The following is an 18772-nucleotide window of genomic DNA, read 5'->3' on the forward strand; positions in this document are numbered from 1 at the left end:
GACCATCGTCGCCAATCCCTTGGCTTACGAGGTCTCCCGGGCTTTTGTCCCGCCGTGCGTCCGGCGGACTGTGGTGTCCGCCGGTGGCAGCTCTCGGACCAGACACGCGATCAGCGCCGGAACCCTAGCCACCAGTCTCGGGGAGGACGATGCAAGGGTCATGCCAGCGACATGGAACGGGTAAGAGATTGGAATTGCTTGGATTTACGACGCAGGTGGATGGCAATGCTGGCAACAAATGGCTAGTAAATATGCGCACGCAAGAAACTGCACATTTGTGAGGCACGTTCTGGTCTGTTGTATGCCGAGCTGGCTTTATCCTCCTTGGTGCCGCGCCCAGCTGAGGATGAAAGAACACCCGGCTCTCACCGGGTGCCAGTTTGCCGCCGAGAGACGCGGCGTCAGGAATAGGTCCGGGAGGGCTCAGAACCCCGGCGGGCGGCGCGTGTGCCAGTCGGTCGCCATCTGGTAGGCGTGCGCCACCTTGAGCAGCAGCGCTTCCGAACCCGGGCCGCCGGCCAGCTGCATCGCGACCGGGCGGCCATCGTCGGTATAGCCAACAGGCAGGGTCACCGTCGGCGTGCCCGTGGCGTTGAAGGGCGAGGTGAACTTGCCGATGATGTCGAAGCTCTCGGCCACCTGGGCCCGCATTTCGCTCCAGGTCGGGGTGCCGAGCTTGAACACCGGCATGATGAACACCTCGATATCATCGAACATGCGCAGCACCGCGCCGCGGAACTTGTAGCGCTCGATAATGGCCTGCCCCATCGCCACGGGGTCGGCGCTGCGACCCTGATCGATCATCGCCCTGATCGACGGACCGTACTCGTCAGCCCGGCTCGGATAGGTGGCAGCGTGATGAGCCGCGGTTTCGGCCATGGTGGCGGCCATGTTCATTTTCAGTAACGGAGCCTGGTCGGGGAATTTCACTGGCGTCGTCAGCGCCCCGATCTCTTCGAGCACGGCCACGGCATCCTTGATGAAGCCTATGGTGACTGGATCGGCATCCGTGGCCACATAGTCCCAGTCGAGCCCGATCTTGACGCCACGGGCACCGTAGACGCCCTGCAGCTCCGCCAGGTAGTCCGGCACCGGGGTCGACAGAGAGGTAGAATCCTTCGGGTCCCAGCCCGCCAGGGTCTGCAGCATCGCCGCAGCGTCAGCGGCCGAGCGGGCCATCGGCCCCAGATGATCGAAGGTCGCCGCGAGGTCGAAGATGCCGAAGCGGCTGATGCGGCCCCAGGTCGGCTTCACGCCCGTCAGGCCGTTCGCCGCCGACGGGAAGCGGATCGAGCCGCCGGTGTCGGAGCCGATCGCTGCATAGGTGAGGCCGGCGGCCGTCGCGACGCCCGATCCGGACGACGACACGCCCACCCACAGGTCCTTCTTCCACGGGTTCACCGGCTCGGGAAATTCCGGGTGATGTTCGAGCGTCGCGCCTTCGGTCATGTGCAGCTTGCCCAAGAGCACCGAGCCGGCGTCGGCGAGTTTGGTCACCACGGTCGCATCATGGTCGGGCTTGAAGTCGCGATAGATCGACATGCCGCCGGTTGTGGTGATGCCCTTGGTATAGCAGAGATCCTTCACCGCGATCGGGATGCCGTGCATCACCCCGCGATAGATGCCCTTCATGATCTCGACCTCGGCCTTCTTCGCCTGCTCCATCGCCACGTCGGCCGTTACGGTGGTGTAGCTCTTCAGCCCCTGATCGTAGTTCTCGATGCGGGTGAGGATCGCCTCGGTCACCTCGATGGGCGAGATGTCGCGGTCGGCGATGTGCTTGGCGACCGTGGTCAGCGGCTGGAAATGGATGTCGTCTAAAGCCATGGCGGGCTCCTATGGGTTCGTCAGGAAAGCGTGGGGCGGCGCAGGTGCCAGTCGGTCGCCTGCTGGTAGGCATGGGCGGCCCTGAACAGGGTGGCTTCGCTGAGATGCGTGCCGATCAGTTGCATCGCGAGCGGCAGGCCGATCTGGTTGATGCCGACCGGGAAGGTGATGGTCGGCACGCCGGCCATGTTGTAGACGCCACCGAAGCGGCCGAAGAGCGGGATGCGCTCGAACAGTTTGTCGAGTTCGTCGTACTTCATCCCCACCCACGGCATGATCGGCGCCGGAATCACGTCGACCTGCTCGAAGATCTCAGCGAGCACCCCCCTGAAGCGGTCCTTCTCGATATAGGCGGCAGCGACATCGACCGCCCGATGGGTGAAGCCACGCTCGATCACCTCGGCCAGCTTGCCGAACCCTTCGGGGTTGGCCCGATAGTACGCCTCGTGATAGCGGGCGCACTCGGTTTCCATGATCAGCCGTTGCGAGCGGACGACAGCATCCAGCTTGGGCAGCCTGATCGGCACGACGCGACCACCGATGCTCTCGAACACAGCGAGCGCCTCGCGGATCGCCTGAACCAGCTCGGGGTCTACCTCGTCGGCGATATAATTCCAGTCGACACCGATCCTGAGGTCGCGCGCGCCCCAGATGCCTTCGAGCGCATCGAGATAACCGGGCACCGGCGCCTTGAGGCTGGTCGGATCGTTCATGTCATGGCCGGCAATCACGTCGAACACCGCCGCGGCATCGGCGGCTGAACGGCACATCGGGCCAACGGAATCGAGGGTGTCGGCGAGGGTGAAGACGCCGTAGCGGCTGACCCGGCCCCAGGTTGGCTTCAGTCCGGTCAGGCCATTGGTGGCCGAAGGGAAGCGGATCGAGCCGCCGGTATCGGAGCCGAGCGAGGCAAAGCAGAGCCCCGCCGCCGTCGCGACGCCGGAGCCCGAAGACGAGCCGCCTGGCCAGTAGCCGGCGACATAGGGATGCCGCGGCGGGGCGCCGAAATGCGGATGGTGCTCGGCCAGCGCCCCCTCATGCAGGGCCAGCCGCCCGAGAATGATGGCGCCCGCGGCTTCGAGCCGGTCGACGACGGTGGCCGAGTAGTCGGAGACGAAATCCTTGTAGGCGAGCGAGCCGAACGTCGCCGGCACGCCCCTCGTGAAAAACAGATCCTTGATGGCGATCGGCACGCCATGCAGCGGCCCGCGATAGCGGCCGGACCGGATCTCGGTCTCGGCCCGCCGTGCCTGCACCAGCGCCGCCTCGGAGGTGACATTGAGGAAGCTGTGCAGTTCCGTGTCCACCTGGGCGATGCGGGCCAGCATGGTCTCGGTCAGCGTCACCGGCGACAGCGCGCCGGACTTGATGCCGGCGGCGACGTCGGTCAGCGCCATGAAGGGAATGTTGCTGGTATCGAGCATGGGCAGAACTCTCAGTTGAGGGGCGGGCGCTTCAAATGCCAGTCGGTCGCCTGCTGGAACGCGTGCGCGGTCTTCAGCAGGCCGGCCTCGCTCAGATGCGGGCCGATCAGCTGCATGCCGATGGGCATGCCGACCTTGGCGAGGCCGACCGGGAAGGTGATAGAGGGGCTGCCGGAGACGTTGTAGGGCGAGGTAAAGCCGAGGAAGTTGACCAGGTCGGCCAGGTGACCGTCCATCTCGTCATAGCGGGCGCCGACCATGGGATAGACCGGCGAGGCGATGGCATCGATGCCCTCAAACGCCCGCAACAGTTCACCCTTGAAGCGGTCGCGGGTGATGTACGCCTTGGCCAGGGTCAGCGGGTCGTAGCTCCGTCCCCGCTCCATGGCCTTGGCGAGTTGCGGTCCGAATTTGCTCGGATCGGCCTCGTAAACCGGCTTGTGGAAGCTGAAGCTCTCGGTGTCGGTGATCATCATCTGCCCTTCTGTCGCAGCGCGCCGGTCGGGCACCCGCATCGGCACGATGGTGGCGCCGAGATCGCGGAACACCTCGATCGCGGCGCGGATCGCCGCCACGGTCTCGGCATCGACGCCGGTCTCGATGTAGCTCTCGTCGACGCCGATCCGCACACCTCGGGCGCCCAGAATGCCATCGAGCGCCGCGAGATAGTCGGGCACCGGCGCCGTCAGCGACGTCGGATCGCTCGGGTCCGGTCCGGCGAAGGCCGCGAGCATCGCGGCGGTATCGGCCGCATCGCGCGCCATCGGCCCGATGGTGTCGAGCGAATCCGCCAGCGGGAACACGCCGTAGCGGCTGGTCCGCCCCCAGGTGACTTTCAGCCCGGTGACGCCATTGGCCGCCGAGGGGAAGCGGATCGAGCCGCCGGTGTCGGTGCCGAGCGAGGCAAAGCACAGCCCCGCCGCTGTCGCCGCCCCGGAACCGGAGGACGAGCCGCCCGGCCAGTAGTCGGCGTTCCACGGGTTGAGGCACTTGTCGAGCGCCGGATGGTGCTCGCCGAACGCCCCTTCATGCAGGTGCAGCCGCCCGAGGATCACCGCGCCCGCCATCTTCAGGCGATGGACGATCGTCGCGTCCTGATTGGCGATGAAATCCTTGTAGGCCACCGAGCCGAAGGTCGAGGGCACGCCCTTGGTCCAGAACAGGTCCTTGATCGCGATCGGCACGCCGTGCAGCGGGCCGCGATGGCGCCCCGCCGCGATCTCGCTCTCGGCGATCTTCGCCTCGTCGAGCGCACTCTGGCTCGTCACCGACAGATAAGAGTGGAGCGAGCTGTCGACCTTGCCGATGCGGTCGAGCATCGCCTCTGTCAGCTCCACTGGCGAGAGCGCGCGCGAGGCAAGCAACCCCGAAACCTCTAGCAGCGAGGCATAGTGAAGGTCGGCGGGCTGGGACATCGGATGGCCTTGGTATTACCGTGAGAGAACGATCGCGGCCAGGGCCAGCGCGCCAACCGCATCACTCACATATACAGTCCTTTCTGATATTTGAAAACGATAATATCAAAAGTAGAAATACTAGCCACGCTGCCCGTTTGTTGAGCGTTACGACCGTTCCAAACCTGCCCAGGAACGAAGCTCTTACTCGATCCGAACACATTCGGAATCTGCATGGCAGCCATCCACCATGCCAAGATGCTTGGTTTTTCTAATATTTAAGCGTCAGCGATCCGGGATTGCCCTTATGGCTGACAACGCTGGCACACCCCTTGCACCGTTCCCTTCGTAGCGCCCGAACAAGGGCGCGTCCGCATGCAGGAAGGATGCATTATGAAGTCACTCAAACTGCGAGGCGTGCTAGCGGCAGCGGCCTTGGCCGTCGCGGCCGGCGTTGCAGGCTCCGCCTTCGCCCAGGAGACGGTGCTGCGCGTCGCCATGTCGGCAGCCGATATCCCCGATTGGACCGGCGCCCCCGACCAAGGCTACGAGGGCTATCGTTTCGCCGGCTATACCATGTACGACGCGCTGGCGCTGTGGGACCTGTCGAGTTCCGACAAGGCCGCCGATATCGTCCCTGGCCTCGCCACCAGCTGGGAAGTGGACCCCACCAACAACCTGCTCTGGACCTATCACCTGCGCGAGGGCGTGAAGTTCCATGACGGCTGCCCGTGGAACGCCGACTCCGCGGTGTGGAATTTCGCCCGCGTGCAGGACTCCGACGCGCCGCAGTTCAATGCCCGCCATGCCGGCATGCAGGGCTCGGGCGTCGTAAACGTCGCCAAGGTCGAGAAGGTCGACGACTACACCATCAAGATCACGTCCAAGACCCCGGCGTCGCTGCTGCCCTACGACCTCGCCATGTTCTACATGATCTCCAATTGCGGGGTCGAAGCGGCTGGCAACGACTACGTCAAGTATGCCGAGCACCCGGCGGGCACAGGCCCCTACAAGTTCGACAAGCTGGTGCCGCACGAGCGGCTCGAACTGGTCAAGAACGCCGAGTACTGGAACCCCGACCGTATCCCCAAGCACGACCGGCTGGTGCTGCTGCCGATGCCGGAAGCCTCGACCCGCGCCGCGGCCCTCCTCTCGGGCCAGGTGGATTTCGTCGAGGCGCCCTCGCCCGACACTATCCCGGCGCTCACCGCCGCCGGAATGCAGATCGTCACCGTGCCCTACCCGCACAACTGGGACTACCTGCTGCGCGTCGACAAGGGCCCATTCGCCGACCTCAGGGTTCGGCAGGCCGCCAACATGGCGATCAACCGGCAGGACATGGTCGATATGCTCCAAGGCGTCGCCACGGCCGGCTACAACACGCTGATCGAGAGCCAACCCTGGTACGGCAGCCCGCCGATTTATGAGTACGATCCGGAAGGCGCCAAGGCGCTGCTGACCGAGGCCGGCTGCATGCCGTGCAAGATCAAGATCGGCATCTCCACCTCCGGCTCGGGCCAGATGCAGCCGCTGCCGATGAACGAGCTGGTCAAGGAACAGCTCGACGAGGCGGGCTTCGAGGTCGAGCTGATCCCGATGGACTGGAACGCTCTGATCGGCGTGTTCCTCGGCGGCGCCGACAAGTCCGAGTTCGACGGAATCAACTTCTCGATGGCGCCGATCGATGCCAGCCAGGGCATCCTCAAGAAGTGGATGACCGCCTACGCGCCGCCGAGCTGCTGCAACTGGGGTTTCTACAAGAACGAGGAAGTCGACAAGCTCGGCAACGAGGCCATGGCCGAGTTCGACCAGGCCAAGCGCGACGTCATCCTCACCAAGATGAACGACACCATCATGGCCGATGCGCCTGAGCTGTTCATCGCCCACGACCTCAACCCGCGCGCCCTGTCGCCCAAGCTTTCGGGCTTCGTTCAGGCACAGAGCTGGTTCCAGGACCTGACGCCGATCGTCGTCAATCCCTGATCCCGACTAGTCCGCGGGCGCCATGGCGCCCGCGGCACCCCGTTCCATATCCAGCCGGGAGATTTCGCCTTGTGGCTCTACGCGCTACGTCGTCTCGTGATGACCATTCCGATCCTGTTCGGCGTCACGGTGATCTGCTTCGCACTCGTGCAGATCGCGCCGGGCGACCCGGTCCAGAACCTCGTGCGGCCCGATGCCAACCCCGAGGACGTAGCGCGGCTCCGCGCCTATTACGGGCTCGATCAGCCGGTGGTGATCCAGTACGTGCTGTGGCTGTGGCGTGTGCTGAACGGCGATTTCGGCATGTCCATCGCCAATAACATGCCGGTTGCCGGCGAGGTGTTCCGGGCCTTTTCCAACACCATCATCGTGGCGCTGATCTCGGTGGTGCTGGCCTTCATCCTCTCGATGGTGCTGGGCATCATCGCGGCGACCCGGCAGGGCGGCGTCGTCGACCGGCTGGTGACGGCCATCGCGGTCTTCGGCATCTCGGTCCCGACCTTCTGGCTGGCTGTGGTGCTGGTGATCCTGTTCGCGGTGAACCTCAACTGGCTGCCGGCGACCGGCATGGGGTCCGGCGGCTCGGACACCTTCAACTATTTCGACTGGAACGACTTCAAGTTCGCGGTGATGCCGATCATCGCCTTGGCGCTGCCGCCGCTCGCCATCATGACCCGCACGACGCGCTCCTCGCTCAGCGAAATCCTCAACCAGGATTTCATCCAGACATTGCGCGCCAAGGGGCTGAGCGAGTTCGCCATCATCACCCATGCGGTGCGCAACATCATGCCCTCGGCGATCGCCATGCTCGGGCTCCAGCTCGGCTACCTGATCGGTGGCTCGGTGCTGGTGGAGACCGTGTTCACCTGGCCGGGCACCGGGTTCCTCCTCAACAAGGCGATCCTCACCCGCGACATCCCGCTGCTGCAGGGCACCATCCTCGTCCTCGCCACGGTGTTCGTCCTCATCAACCTCGTCGTCGACTTGATCCAGTCGGTGGTCGACCCGCGCATCAAACGCATCTGAGGCAAGAGCAATGACCGATATTCCTGCTGGTAGCATCAAGGTCGACGGTGCCCAGGCCTCTCCCTCCTCCAAGGTGCGCGGCTACTGGGGCAATGTCTGGAGCCGGTTGCGCTACGACTATGTCACGCTGTTCTGCCTCGCTCTGATCATCGTCATCGTGATGCTCGCGGTCTTTGCGCCGTGGCTGGCGCCGATGGATCCCGAGAAATCCAGCATGGCCAACCGGCTGCGGCCGATCGGCTACAAGAAATACCTGCTCGGTACCGACGAGCAGGGCCGCGACATGCTGAGCCGCCTGCTCTGGGGCGGACGCGTGTCGCTGATGATGGGCATCCTGCCGGTGCTGTTCGCCACCCTGATCGGCGGCGGCTTCGGCGTCGTCGCCGGCTACTACGGCGGCAAGGTCAACATGGTGATCATGCGCACCATGGACATCTTCTTCGCCTTCCCCTCGGTGCTGCTGGCCGTCGCCATTGCCGGCAGCCTCGGCGGCGGCATCGGCAACCAGATGATCACCCTCACCGTCGTGCTGATCCCGCCGATCTGCCGGGTCGCCGAGACTGCCACCAGCCAGGTCCGCAGCCTCGATTTCGTCGATGCGGCCCGCGCCAGCGGGGCGTCGACGATCTCGATCCTCTTCACCCACGTGCTGATCAACGTGCTGTCGCCGGTGCTGGTCTACTCGTCCACCCTGGTTTCGATCTCGATCATCCTCGCTTCCGGCCTCAGCTTCCTCGGCCTCGGTGTGTCGCCCCCCACCGCCGACTGGGGCCTGATGCTCTCCACCCTCCGCCAGTCGATCTACGTGCAGCCGCTGGTCACCGCGCTTCCGGGCGTCGCCATCCTCATCACCTCGATCGCCTTCAACCTCGTCTCCGATGGCCTGCGTCAGGCCATGGACGTCAAAGCGTAACGGGAGACAGCTCCATGACTGACGTGATCGAAGCGACCCAGACCGGCCCTGACCCGCGCGATCGCGGCGGGCCGGCCCAGCCGATGCTGATCGTCGAGAACATCAAGAAGTACTTCCCGATCCGGGCGGGCCTGCTCAACAAGAAGGTCGCCGAGGTAAAAGCGGTCGACGACATCTCCTTCTATGTGCTGAAGGGCGAGACGCTCGGCATCGTGGGTGAATCGGGCTGCGGCAAGTCCACGCTGGCGCGGCTCCTGATGTACCTCATCGACAAGGACGAAGGGCACCTGGTTCTCGATGGCGAGGCGGTGGGCGAAAAGACCGGCACCTCGCTCGATGGCCTGCGCCGTTCGCTGCAGATGGTGTTCCAGGACAGCTATTCGTCGCTGAACCCGCGCCTCCCCATCGAATCCTCGATCGCCTACGGCCCCAAGGTGCAGGGCGCCAGCACGAAGGCCGCCAAGGAACAGGCGCGGGCGCTGCTCGAAAAGGTCGGCCTCAAGGCCGAGCGTTTCGGCCAGCGCTACCCGCACGAGCTTTCGGGCGGGCAGAAGCAGCGCGTCAACATCGCCCGCGCCCTGGCGCTCGACCCGCGCCTGCTCATCCTCGACGAGGCCGTGTCGGCGCTCGACAAATCGGTCGAAGCGCAGGTGCTGAACCTACTCGGGGACCTCAAGGAACAGCTCAACCTCACCTACATCTTCATCTCGCACGACCTGCACGTGGTGAAGTACATCTCCGACCGCGTGCTGGTGATGTATCTCGGCCAGGTGGTCGAGATCGGTCCCGTCGACAAGATCTACGAGGACCCCAAGCACCCCTATACCCAGGCCCTGCTCGCCTGCCGGCTGTCGATGGATCCGGACGAACGGGTCGAGGCCGCGCCGCTGGCGGGAGACCCGCCCAACCCGGTCAACCCACCCTCGGGCTGCCGCTTCCACACCCGCTGCCCCCATGTCGAGGACGTCTGCATGTCGAAGATGCCGTCGCTCGGGGACTCCTTGCGCGCCGATCCGGGCGAGCATCTCGCGGCCTGCCACATGGTCCATGCCGGCTCGGGCCACTCCAAGGCCCCCAACCCCGACACGAGACAGCTCCCGCTCTGGCAAGGAGAGATGAGATGAACGAGATGCGCTCCCCGGACCTCTCCCAGGTCGAAGCCCAGAACGATAAGCCCGATGCCTATGTGAAGGTGAAGGACCTCGAGGTCCGCTTCGTTTCCCGCGAGGCGACGGTCAAGGCCGTCAACGGCGTCTCGTTCGAGCTGAAGAAGGGCGAGGTGCTCTGCGTCATCGGCGAATCCGGCTCCGGCAAGTCGGTGATGATGCGTTCGCTGCTGCAGCTCCACCCCAAGAAGCGCACACGCATTTCCGGCGAAATGCGCGTCGGCGAGCACGACATCATGGCCGCCACCGACAAGCAGATGTCGGAACTGCGCGGCTCGACCGTCTCGATGATCTTCCAGGAGCCGATGACCGCGCTCGATCCGCTCTACACCATCGGCGACCAGATCGCAGAAACGGTGATGCGGCACGAAAAGGTCGATCGCGACGCTGGCTGGAAGCGCGCCCTCGAACTGCTCGAGCTGGTCCGCGTCCCCTCGCCCGAGCGCCGGCTCAAGGCCTATCCGCATGAGCTCTCCGGCGGGTTGCGCCAGCGCGCCATGATCGCGGTGGCGCTATCGTGCCGCCCCTCGCTGCTGCTCGCGGACGAGCCCACGACCGCGCTCGATGCCTCGGTGCAGATCCAGGTGCTGGTGCTGCTTAGAAAGCTCCAGCGCGAGATGGGCATGTCGATGATCTTCGTCACCCACGATCTCGGCGTCGCCGCCCAGATTGCCGACAAGGTCGCGGTAATGTATGCCGGCCGCATCATCGAATATGGCGATGCCCGCGACGTGCTGATGCGGCCCGAGCACCCCTACACGCGGGCCATGCTGAGCTCGACCATCAAGGATCAGGACCGGTCCCAGCCGCTCGAGGCGATCGCCGGCACCCCACCCGATCTCCGCGCCCTGCCCGATGGCTGCAGCTTCGCGCCACGCTGCAAATATGCCGGCCCCGATTGCAGCAAGGAAATGCCCGCCGAGATCACCGACGGCCGCAACCACATGGCCCGTTGCATCAGGGTCAGCGTCGTCCGTGGGCTCCTCGCCTTTGAGCCGGGCATCCCCGCGGCCCCCGTCCTCGCCTGATCCGGAACCACCATGACCGAACACCACCTCCTCCCCAGCGTCGACACCGTCCACTGGGGCTATTTCGACGCCACGCAGGCGCCGGCGCTGGTCGTCAAGAGCGGCGACACCGTCACCATCGACACCGTCACCGGCACGCCCAACACCGTGCCGGACCGTTCGAAATTCCATGTCCCGCCGGCGCTCGACGAGATCTTCGCCGGGCTGAAGCCCGAAGGCCCGCATATCCTCACCGGCCCGGTCTATGTCGAGGGGGCGAGGCCCGGCAGCGTGCTGGAAGTCCGGATCAAGGATGTCTCGATCATCCAGGACTGGGGCTTCAACATCATCGTCCCCAAGCTCGGCACGCTGCCGCACGACTATGACGAGATGGTCTACAACAACATCCCGATCGACCAGGCGCGCAAGGTCGGCATCATGCCCTGGGGCCTCGAGCTGCCGCTGCGGCCCTTCTTCGGCGTCATGGGCCTCGCGCCGCCGAAAGGCTGGGGTCGCATCTCGTCGATCGCCCCGCAATCGATGTGCGGCAATCTCGACAACAAGGAGTTGATCGCCGGCTCCACGCTGTACATCCCCGTCTTCAACGAAGGCGGCCTGTTCAGCTGCGGCGACGGCCATGGCTGCCAGGGCGATGGCGAGGTGAACGTCACCGCCATCGAGACGGCGCTGCGCGGCACGTTCGAGTTCATCGTCCGCGACGACCTCTCCTTCACCTGGCCGCGCGCCGAAACCCCGTCGCACCACATCACCATGGGCATGGACCCAGATCTCGACCAGTGCGCCATCACCGCGCTGCGCGAGATGATCGCGCTGCTCGGCGAGAAATCCGGGCTCTCGCACGCCGACGCGTACATGCTCTGCAGCCTCGCCGGCGACCTCCACATCACCCAGACCGTCAACGGCAACAAGGGTGTCCACATGATGATGGAAAAGAAGAACTTCCAGCTATGAGCAAGATCCGCATCGCCCATATGGCCGGCCCCACGGCTACCATCCAGAACACGCCGCCGCTCGTCACCTCGAACAAGGCCCGCGCCAAGGCGGGCCTGCCACCGGTCAGCGAGGGGTTCGATCCGCTGCGCGCGCAGCGCCTCGCCGCGCCGGTGAAGGTGTATGTCGAGCAGTTCAGCGCCCACCCGCTCGAAGCCGACGCCGCCGAGCTCTACGCGGCCCCCGATGGCTATATCGGCGCCGATGGCAGCTTCTCGAAGACGAAGGCGTCCGAGGCAGACAAGCCCGTCTACGAAATCGAACTCAAGCCGGAGGACGGCCTCTACCCCCTCCCCTACATGGCGCTGCAGGCCGACGGCACCGCGTGGGAAGAAGAGACGACAAAACCCTTCGGCACCGTCACCCGCCAGGGCTTTTACCCCGACGGCTCGCGCAGCTTCGAGGAGATCGACCGGCTCTCCATCGGCGCCGACGGCAAGGTTAATCTGATCGGGGGCCGCGCCAAGGTGGATTTCTATCGCCCCGCCCCTCCGGGTGGATTCACCAAGGGCCTCGCAAACGCCAGACGCGCCGACCAGGGCGATGGCGATACGCCCACCGAGCGGCTGGGTCACGACTTCTTCGCCTACAAGCCCTTCCACATGGCGAAATCCCCGCCGCGCCCGGTGCTGGCCAAGATCACCAACGAAGTGCAGGCGATCATGTCGTCGGGCAAGTATGACGGCGCCATCTGGACGCAGGGTTCCCCGCAGGTCGAGGAAACCGCCTACTGGTTCAACCTGCTGATCGACACCGACCTGCCCATCGCCTGCAACGCCGCCCAGCGTCCGCAGAACCAGATCTCCAACGACGGCCCGGCCAACATCGTCGACAGCGTCACCTACCTCCAGTCCGGCATCTGGAAGGACGGCAAGGGCGGCAACCGCGCCGGCACCGTCGTCATCCAGGAGCAACAGTTCTTTGCCGCGCGTGAAGTGGCCAAGGTCGATGCCCGCCCCGGCGGCTATGTCGCCACCGGCGGCCACGGCGGCATCCTCGGGCAGGTGACCCATATGGGCACGCCGTACATGATGTACGTCCCGGCCTACAAGCACACATCGGCCTCCGACGTGAACATCACCAAGCTCCCCGCATCGGTCACCGGCACCAGGCTCGTCGACGGCAAGGCCGTGACCTGGGAGGTCGCGATCAAGGATGCGTCGGGCAAGCTCCTCGCCGATGCGATCCCGTCCGTGTCGATCATCAAGGAGGGCGGCTACTTCGCTGACCAGTTCGGCGACGATCCGGCGGCCGAGGACGATCTCGATTACCTGATCAAGCACAAGCTCAGCGGCAAGCGCCTCGGCGGCTTCGTCGTCGAAGGCCTCGTGCCCTACGGCAACATCACCTCGGAGCTCCGCGGCCAGATGCTGCGCGTCGCGAGCTTCATGGGCATCCCCGTCGCCCGCACCGGCCGTGGCTATCCCGAGGGCTTTTCCGACCCCGAGCCGTACACCATCGCCGGCAGCAACCTCACCTCTACCAAGGCGCGCCTGCTGCTGATGGCCTGCCTGATGAAGTTCGGAGCCTTGCCTATCGCCGCTGACCCCTACAACCCGACACCGGCGGAGTTCGATGCGCTGAAGGCGGCGCTGGCGAAGTATCAGTCCGTGTTCCACACGCATTGATGGAGACCGGTATGCTGCGGCTCCACGGCATCATCGGAACGGCTCACGATGCGGCCTATGCCGGCCTCATCCACGAGCTCGAGCACCGTGACGGGATCGAGCTGCTGTTCGTCCCGCCTTCCGATGCCGGCCGCAAGCGCTTCCGCCTCGTCACCGATCGCGGCACCGATTGCGCCGTCAGCCTCGATCGCGACGAGGATCTCGTCGATGGCGCGGTGCTGTTCCTCGATCCGGAGCGCGCCATCATCGCGCGCTTCGGCGAACAGGAAATCTGGAGCCTCCGCCCAGTCGACCAGGCCGCTTCGCTGAAACTCGGCTGGAACGCCGGCAACCTCCACTGGCGCGTCCGGTTCGACGGCGACGTGCTGCACGTGCTTCTGGATGCGCCGCTCCACACCTACCGCGCGCGGATATTGCCGCTGCTGGAGAGTGGTGAAGTGGAAGAGGTGCCGTCTTGATTTCGGTGCTTGTGGTCGCCGCCTCCACCTCCTGCGGCCGTCCCCCTCCACCGTGGTCACGGAGGATCACGGAGAGACCGTGCCACTGGAATGGTCGGCGCACCGGCGGCGCAGTCGTGATCCTCCCCTGCGTAGCGGGGGAGGGGGACCGGCGAAGCCGGTGGAGGGGGCGACCCCACGCACCGGCCCTAGTTCACCCCGCACCTGGGTCGCTCCCATGACCTTCACCCCCGCCACCGCCCTGGCCCTCCTCCAATACGGCGACAGTGCCTACCCCGCCGGCGGCTTCGCCTTTTCCTGGGGCATCGAGGGCCTCGCCGCCGACGGCCTCCTCGACTCCCCCGCCCAGCTCGACGGCTTCATCGCCGACCACCTGGGCCACCGCTGGCAGACGATGGACCGCGTCCTCCTCCGCCGCGCCTTCATCGCGCCGGATCTCGAACTCGTCGCCGCAACCGACCGCCTCGCCGAAGCCGTCACCCTCTCGGCCGAGATGCGCGAAGGCTCGCACCGCGCCGGCAAGGCTCTGCTCGGCGTTGCCGTCAAACTTGGCGGTTCGGGTTCCGTCACCTACCGCCAGATGGTCTCCGCTGACCCGCGCCTCGGTCACCTGCCCGTTGTCCAAGCCATCGCCTACCGCGATGCCGGCCTCACCCTCGATGCCGCCGAACTCGTCTCCGGCTGGACGCTCGTCACCGGCCTCGTCTCCGCCGCGACCCGCCTCGGCATCGTCGGCCATATCGAGGCACAGCGCTCGATGACCAGCGCCCGCGCCGTCCTCGCCGAACTGCTCGCGGATACACCAGACGCCGGCGCCATCCCCTCCAGCTTCACCCCGCTGATCGATATCGCCGTCGCCCGTGGCCCCTCCCGCCATGTCCGCATGTTCGCCACCTAGTTTCAGGGAAGAGCAATGAACCTCACGCCCACCGAGATGGATCGCCTGACCATCTTCACCGCCGCCGAAATGGCGCGCCGGAATCGCAAGCTCGGCATCCGCCTCAGCCACCCGGAAGCTGTGGCGCTGCTGACCGACGAGGTCATGCTCGCCGCCCGCCGCGACATGCCCTATGCCGAGATCCGCGACATGGCGAGCCGGCTGCTCACCACCGACGATGTCGAACCCGGCGTCGCCGAAATGACGCCAATGATCTATATCGAGTGCGCGTTCGCCGAGGGCACCAAGCTCCTCGTGCTGTTCGAGCCGATCAGCATCGGGCACCAGCCGCTCCTCGAAGACTCCTATCCCGGCCAGATCTTCAGCCCGGAAGGCGAGATCACCTTCTTCGAGGATGGCGAGAGCGTCACGCTCGACGTCGTCAACACCGGCGATCGCGATATCCAGGTGCGCAGCCACACGCACTTCTTCGAAACCAACCGCGCGCTCGAATTCGACCGTGCCGCCGCCTGGGGCATGAAGCTCGATCGCCCCGCCGGCATGGGCATCCGCTTCGAGCCCGGCGTGCCGCAATCGGTCCGGCTCACCCCCATTGCCGGCAATCGTGTCGTCCAGGGCCAGGCCGGCCTCGTCAACGGATCGCTCGACAGTGCCGGGGCGAAAGCTGCGGGCCTCGAGCTGGCCCGGGCTCGCGGCTACAAGGGAGCCTGAACCACATGTCGACACTATCCCGCGCCGCCTATGCCCGGCTCTACGGCCCGACCACGGGCGACGTCATCCGGCTCGGCGATACCGAGCTGCTGGTCGAAATCGAGCACGACTACGCCGTCTATGGCCACGAACTGGTGCTGGGTGCCGGCAAGAACCTCCGCGACGGCGAGGGCATCGACCCCTATGCCCGCCCGAGCGACGGCATCCTCGATATCGTCATCTACGGCGCCACCATCATCGATGCCGTGACCGGCATCATCAAGGCCGATATCGGTATGAAGGATGGCCGCATCGCCGGCATCGGCAAGGCCGGCAACCCGCACACCATGCCCGGCGTCACCCCCGGCATGCTGGTCGGCAGCACCACACAGCAGATACCCGGCAACAACTTCATCGTCACCGCTGGTGCCGTCGAAAGCCACGCCCATATCGGCTCGCCCGAGCAATCCGAGCACGCGCTGGCTGGCGGCACCACGACGCTGGTCGGCGGCGGTCCGCTCGATGTCGGTTCGGGCACCACGCGCTCGTTTGGGCTGCTGCTGCAGGGCATGGAGAGCTCGCCCGTCAACTACGCCCTGTTCGGACGCGGCAGCACCAGCCCGGAGGCGGTAGAGGAATCGGTCGCGGCCGGTGCCGCCGCCATCAAGATCCATGAAGATTGGGGCGCCGCGCCCAGCGTCATCGACGGCTCGCTGATCGCCGCCGACCGCAACGATTTCGCGGTGCATCTCCACACCGACACCATCAACGAGTTCCTCTTCGCCGAAGACACCATGGCGGCCTGCGCCGATCGCACCATCCACATGTACCATGTGGAAGGCGCAGGCGGCGGCCATGCGCCGGACCTCCTGAAGGTCTGCTCCTACGACAATGTCATCCCCTCATCGACCAACCCCACCAACCCCTACACCCAGTATGCGATGGAGGAGGGGCTGCCGATGTCGATGATCGCCCACAGCCTCAACTACAACACGCCCGAGGACCTGCTGTTCGGCGAGTCCCGCGTGCGCGCCGGCACGGTCGCCGCCGAGGACTTCCTCCACGACATGGGGGCGATCTCGATCTTCGGCACAGACACGCAGGGCATGGGCCGGCTCGCCGAGAACGTCGCCAAGTGCTGGCAGCTCGCCTCGGTGATGAAGGAGCGCATCGGGCGCCTGCCCGAGGAGACGACCGCCCGCGCCGACAATGAGCGGGTGAAGCGCTATGTGGCCAAGCTCACCATCAACCCGGCCATCGCCGTCGGCATTGACGACCATGTCGGCTCGATCGAAGTGGGCAAGATCGCCGATCTCGTGCTCTGGCCGCGCGCCTCGTTCGGCGTGAAGCCATGGACCGTCATCAAGAATGGCGCCATCACCTGGCAGGCAATGGGTGACGGCAATGGCAGTCTGGGCGTCGCCGAGCCGCAGGTGCAAAAGCACATGTGGGGCGGGCTCGGCATGGCGACGCAGCGGGTCAGCTTCAACTTCATGTCCAAGCTCGCCATCGATGCCGGCGTCACCGGGTCGCTCGGGCTCAGCAAGACCACGCTGCCGATCAAGTCGGTCCGCCACCTCAGGAAGAAGCACATGATCCGCAACGATCTGCTGCCGTGGATCGAGGTCGACCCGCAGACCTTCGAGGTCCGCGCCGACGGCAAGCTGCTGATGTGCGAGCCGGTCAAGAAAGTCCCGCTGATGCGGAGGTACATGCTGCGATGAACGAGCTTTCCCCGACGCGTACCGTCGGAGCAAAACCCATCGGCGCCGCGCGCGTCGGCATCGGCGGTCCGGTCGGCTCGGGCAAGACCGCGATGGTCGAGCGGCTGATCCCGGCGCTGATGGCGCGCGGCATCGACATCGCCGTCATCACCAACGACCTCGTCACCGCCGAGGACGCCGAGCGCGTCCGCCGCTCCGGCCTGATCGATCCGGCCCGCGTTTCGGCCGTCGAAGCCGGCGCCTGCCCGCATACCGTCATCCGCGAGGACCCCACGCTCAACATCGAGGCCGCCGATGAGCTCGAGCGTCGCTTCCCCGGCGTCGAACTTATCCTCCTCGAGTCCGGTGGCGATAATCTTGCCTCGACCTTTTCGCGCGACCTCACGGATTTCTGGATGTTCGTCATCGACGTCGCTGGCGGTGACGACATTCCCCGCAAACGCGGTCCCGGCGTCATCCGCTCCGACCTCCTCGTCATCAACAAGACCGACCTTGCCCCCTATGTCGGCGTCGATCTCGAGCGCATGCATGCCGAGGCGAAGTCGGTGCGCAACGATCGCCCAGTGCTGCTCACCAATTGCCGCAAGGGTGAAGGCATCGAAGCGGTGGTCGACCTCATCGAACGCGAGGTCCTGTTCCGCGCGTGAAGCACGTCACGATTTCAGAGACGGAGGGCGCCCAGCTCGATCTGAGCTTCGTTGTCCGCAACGGCCGGACGGTGCTCGATCGCCGGCTGTTCCGCTACCCCTATGTGCTGATGCGGACGTTCAGCCAGCCTTTATCATCCGTTCAGGATGGTCAGGACAATGCGGCAGCGACGCTGACCCATGTGCTCGTTCAGAACAGCGGCGGACCCGTTCATGATCGCGACAATCTCACGACCAACCTCCGGCTGACCGAAGGCACCAATGTCCGCGTCACCTACCAGGGCGCCACCACCATCAGCCGCGCCCGCCCCGGCAACATGAGCCGTGAGCGCCTCAACATCACCCTAGATCCGGGCAGCCGGCTCGCCTATCTGCCCGAGGCGCGGATCCTCTTCCCCGAAGCCGCGCACCACCAGACCACCGACATCGAGCTAAGTGCCGGCAGCACAGTGCTTTTCACCGACGCCTTCACCTTCCACGACCCCGCGGCGACCGGGCGGCTGTTCCGCGAACTCGACAACACCCTCACCATCCGCCGCAACGGCGAGATCGTGCTGCTCGACCGCCAGCACCTCACCAACCCATTGATCGGAAAAGACTATCGCGCCTTCGGCACGATCCTGCTCATCGGCCGCCAGGCCCCCGAGCTTCCCGAAATCCCGAACCTCTACGCCGCCACCAGCTGCCTGCCCTTCGACCTCGGCTGGTCCATCCGCCTCGCCGCGAGCGATCTGCGTCCGATTAGAGCCGCGATCGGGTTGATCGATCGATCGCGATGAAGCGGAGGTGACGCCGAGTTTCCCTGACACGCCACGCTCTTTGGGAGAATTGTCGTTCTGGCCAGCGTCTCCCCGCTTCTCTTTCCGTTGGAATCGCGGTCTGGTATCGGCGTTCGGACAAGCGTCCACAACCGTCTCCGAACCAGCGGATGCTACTAGCGCAAGCCCAAGGAGCATCCCTGTCACGCGGTCGATCT

16 protein-coding genes and 1 riboswitch are annotated in these 18772 nt (G+C 65.5%); of the genes, 13 read left to right on the top strand and 3 right to left on the bottom strand.

The genetic code is table 11. From position 1 onward, the window contains the following. Positions 1-31: 31 nt before the first annotated feature. A riboswitch (guanidine-I (ykkC/yxkD leader) is annotated at positions 32-139 on the bottom strand. A gap of 284 nt (positions 140-423) precedes the next feature. The 3 genes from ACOYW5_RS10500 to ACOYW5_RS10510 are packed head-to-tail and all read right to left on the bottom strand — an operon-like array spanning position 424 to position 4666. Next, the gene (locus ACOYW5_RS10500) at positions 424-1827 is read right to left on the bottom strand and encodes an amidase (protein ID WP_423069200.1); all 1404 of its coding nucleotides are present in this window, start codon (positions 1825-1827) and stop codon (positions 424-426) included. A gap of 20 nt (positions 1828-1847) precedes the next feature. Next, complete coding sequence (locus ACOYW5_RS10505; protein WP_423069201.1) at positions 1848-3251, bottom strand: amidase; 1404 nt, start codon at positions 3249-3251, stop codon at positions 1848-1850. Between the two features lie 11 nt (positions 3252-3262). Beyond that, complete coding sequence (locus ACOYW5_RS10510; protein WP_423069202.1) at positions 3263-4666, bottom strand: amidase; 1404 nt, start codon at positions 4664-4666, stop codon at positions 3263-3265. Between the two features lie 372 nt (positions 4667-5038). On the opposite strand from ACOYW5_RS10510, the gene ACOYW5_RS10515 reads away from it, so the two are divergent. From ACOYW5_RS10515 to ACOYW5_RS10575, 13 genes are all read left to right on the top strand, one after another. Then, complete coding sequence (locus ACOYW5_RS10515; protein WP_423069203.1) at positions 5039-6628, top strand: ABC transporter substrate-binding protein; 1590 nt, start codon at positions 5039-5041, stop codon at positions 6626-6628. 69 nt (positions 6629-6697) lie between these two features. After that, positions 6698-7654 carry an ABC transporter permease gene (locus tag ACOYW5_RS10520; RefSeq protein ID WP_423069204.1) on the top strand — a complete coding sequence of 319 codons (957 nt, stop codon included), beginning with the start codon at positions 6698-6700 and terminating at the stop codon, positions 7652-7654. A gap of 10 nt (positions 7655-7664) precedes the next feature. Further along, positions 7665-8567, top strand: a complete 903-nt coding sequence (locus tag ACOYW5_RS10525; RefSeq protein ID WP_423069205.1) for an ABC transporter permease — start codon at positions 7665-7667, stop codon at positions 8565-8567. A gap of 14 nt (positions 8568-8581) precedes the next feature. Next, complete coding sequence (locus ACOYW5_RS10530; protein WP_423069206.1) at positions 8582-9691, top strand: ABC transporter ATP-binding protein; 1110 nt, start codon at positions 8582-8584, stop codon at positions 9689-9691. A 5-nt stretch (positions 9692-9696) separates the two neighbouring features. Continuing rightward, positions 9697-10761: an ABC transporter ATP-binding protein gene (locus ACOYW5_RS10535; RefSeq protein ID WP_423069441.1), complete on the top strand. Its 1065-nt coding sequence runs from the start codon at positions 9697-9699 to the stop codon at positions 10759-10761. Between the two features lie 12 nt (positions 10762-10773). Then, positions 10774-11712 carry an acetamidase/formamidase family protein gene (locus ACOYW5_RS10540; protein WP_423069207.1) on the top strand — a complete coding sequence of 313 codons (939 nt, stop codon included), beginning with the start codon at positions 10774-10776 and terminating at the stop codon, positions 11710-11712. Continuing rightward, positions 11709-13379 (top strand): asparaginase domain-containing protein, encoded by a 1671-nt coding sequence (locus ACOYW5_RS10545; RefSeq protein ID WP_423069208.1) that lies wholly within the window; start codon positions 11709-11711, stop codon positions 13377-13379. Before ACOYW5_RS10540 ends, ACOYW5_RS10545 begins: the two co-directional genes overlap by 4 nt. An 11-nt stretch (positions 13380-13390) precedes the next feature. Beyond that, on the top strand, positions 13391-13837 hold the full coding sequence (gene ureE, locus ACOYW5_RS10550) for an urease accessory protein UreE (RefSeq protein WP_423069209.1): 447 nt from the start codon (positions 13391-13393) through the stop codon (positions 13835-13837). 217 nt (positions 13838-14054) lie between these two features. Further along, entirely contained in the window at positions 14055-14735 is a 681-nt protein-coding gene (locus tag ACOYW5_RS10555) for an urease accessory protein UreF (protein WP_423069210.1), read from the top strand. 15 nt (positions 14736-14750) lie between these two features. Further along, positions 14751-15446 carry an urease subunit beta gene (ureB, locus tag ACOYW5_RS10560; RefSeq protein WP_423069211.1) on the top strand — a complete coding sequence of 232 codons (696 nt, stop codon included), beginning with the start codon at positions 14751-14753 and terminating at the stop codon, positions 15444-15446. Positions 15447-15451: 5 nt separating this feature from the next. After that, positions 15452-17149: an urease subunit alpha gene (gene ureC, locus ACOYW5_RS10565; RefSeq protein WP_423069212.1), complete on the top strand. Its 1698-nt coding sequence runs from the start codon at positions 15452-15454 to the stop codon at positions 17147-17149. Then, positions 17146-17796, top strand: coding sequence for an urease accessory protein UreG (gene ureG, locus ACOYW5_RS10570; RefSeq protein WP_423069213.1), 651 nt, complete (start codon positions 17146-17148; stop codon positions 17794-17796). Before ureC ends, ureG begins: the two co-directional genes overlap by 4 nt. Beyond that, on the top strand, positions 17793-18575 hold the full coding sequence (locus ACOYW5_RS10575; RefSeq protein ID WP_423069214.1) for an urease accessory protein UreD: 783 nt from the start codon (positions 17793-17795) through the stop codon (positions 18573-18575). The genes ureG and ACOYW5_RS10575 overlap by 4 nt, the downstream gene beginning before the upstream one ends. Positions 18576-18772 lie beyond the last annotated feature (197 nt).

The organism is Devosia sp. CN2-171 (assembly GCF_049354815.1).
Classification (GTDB): domain Bacteria; phylum Pseudomonadota; class Alphaproteobacteria; order Rhizobiales; family Devosiaceae; genus Devosia_A.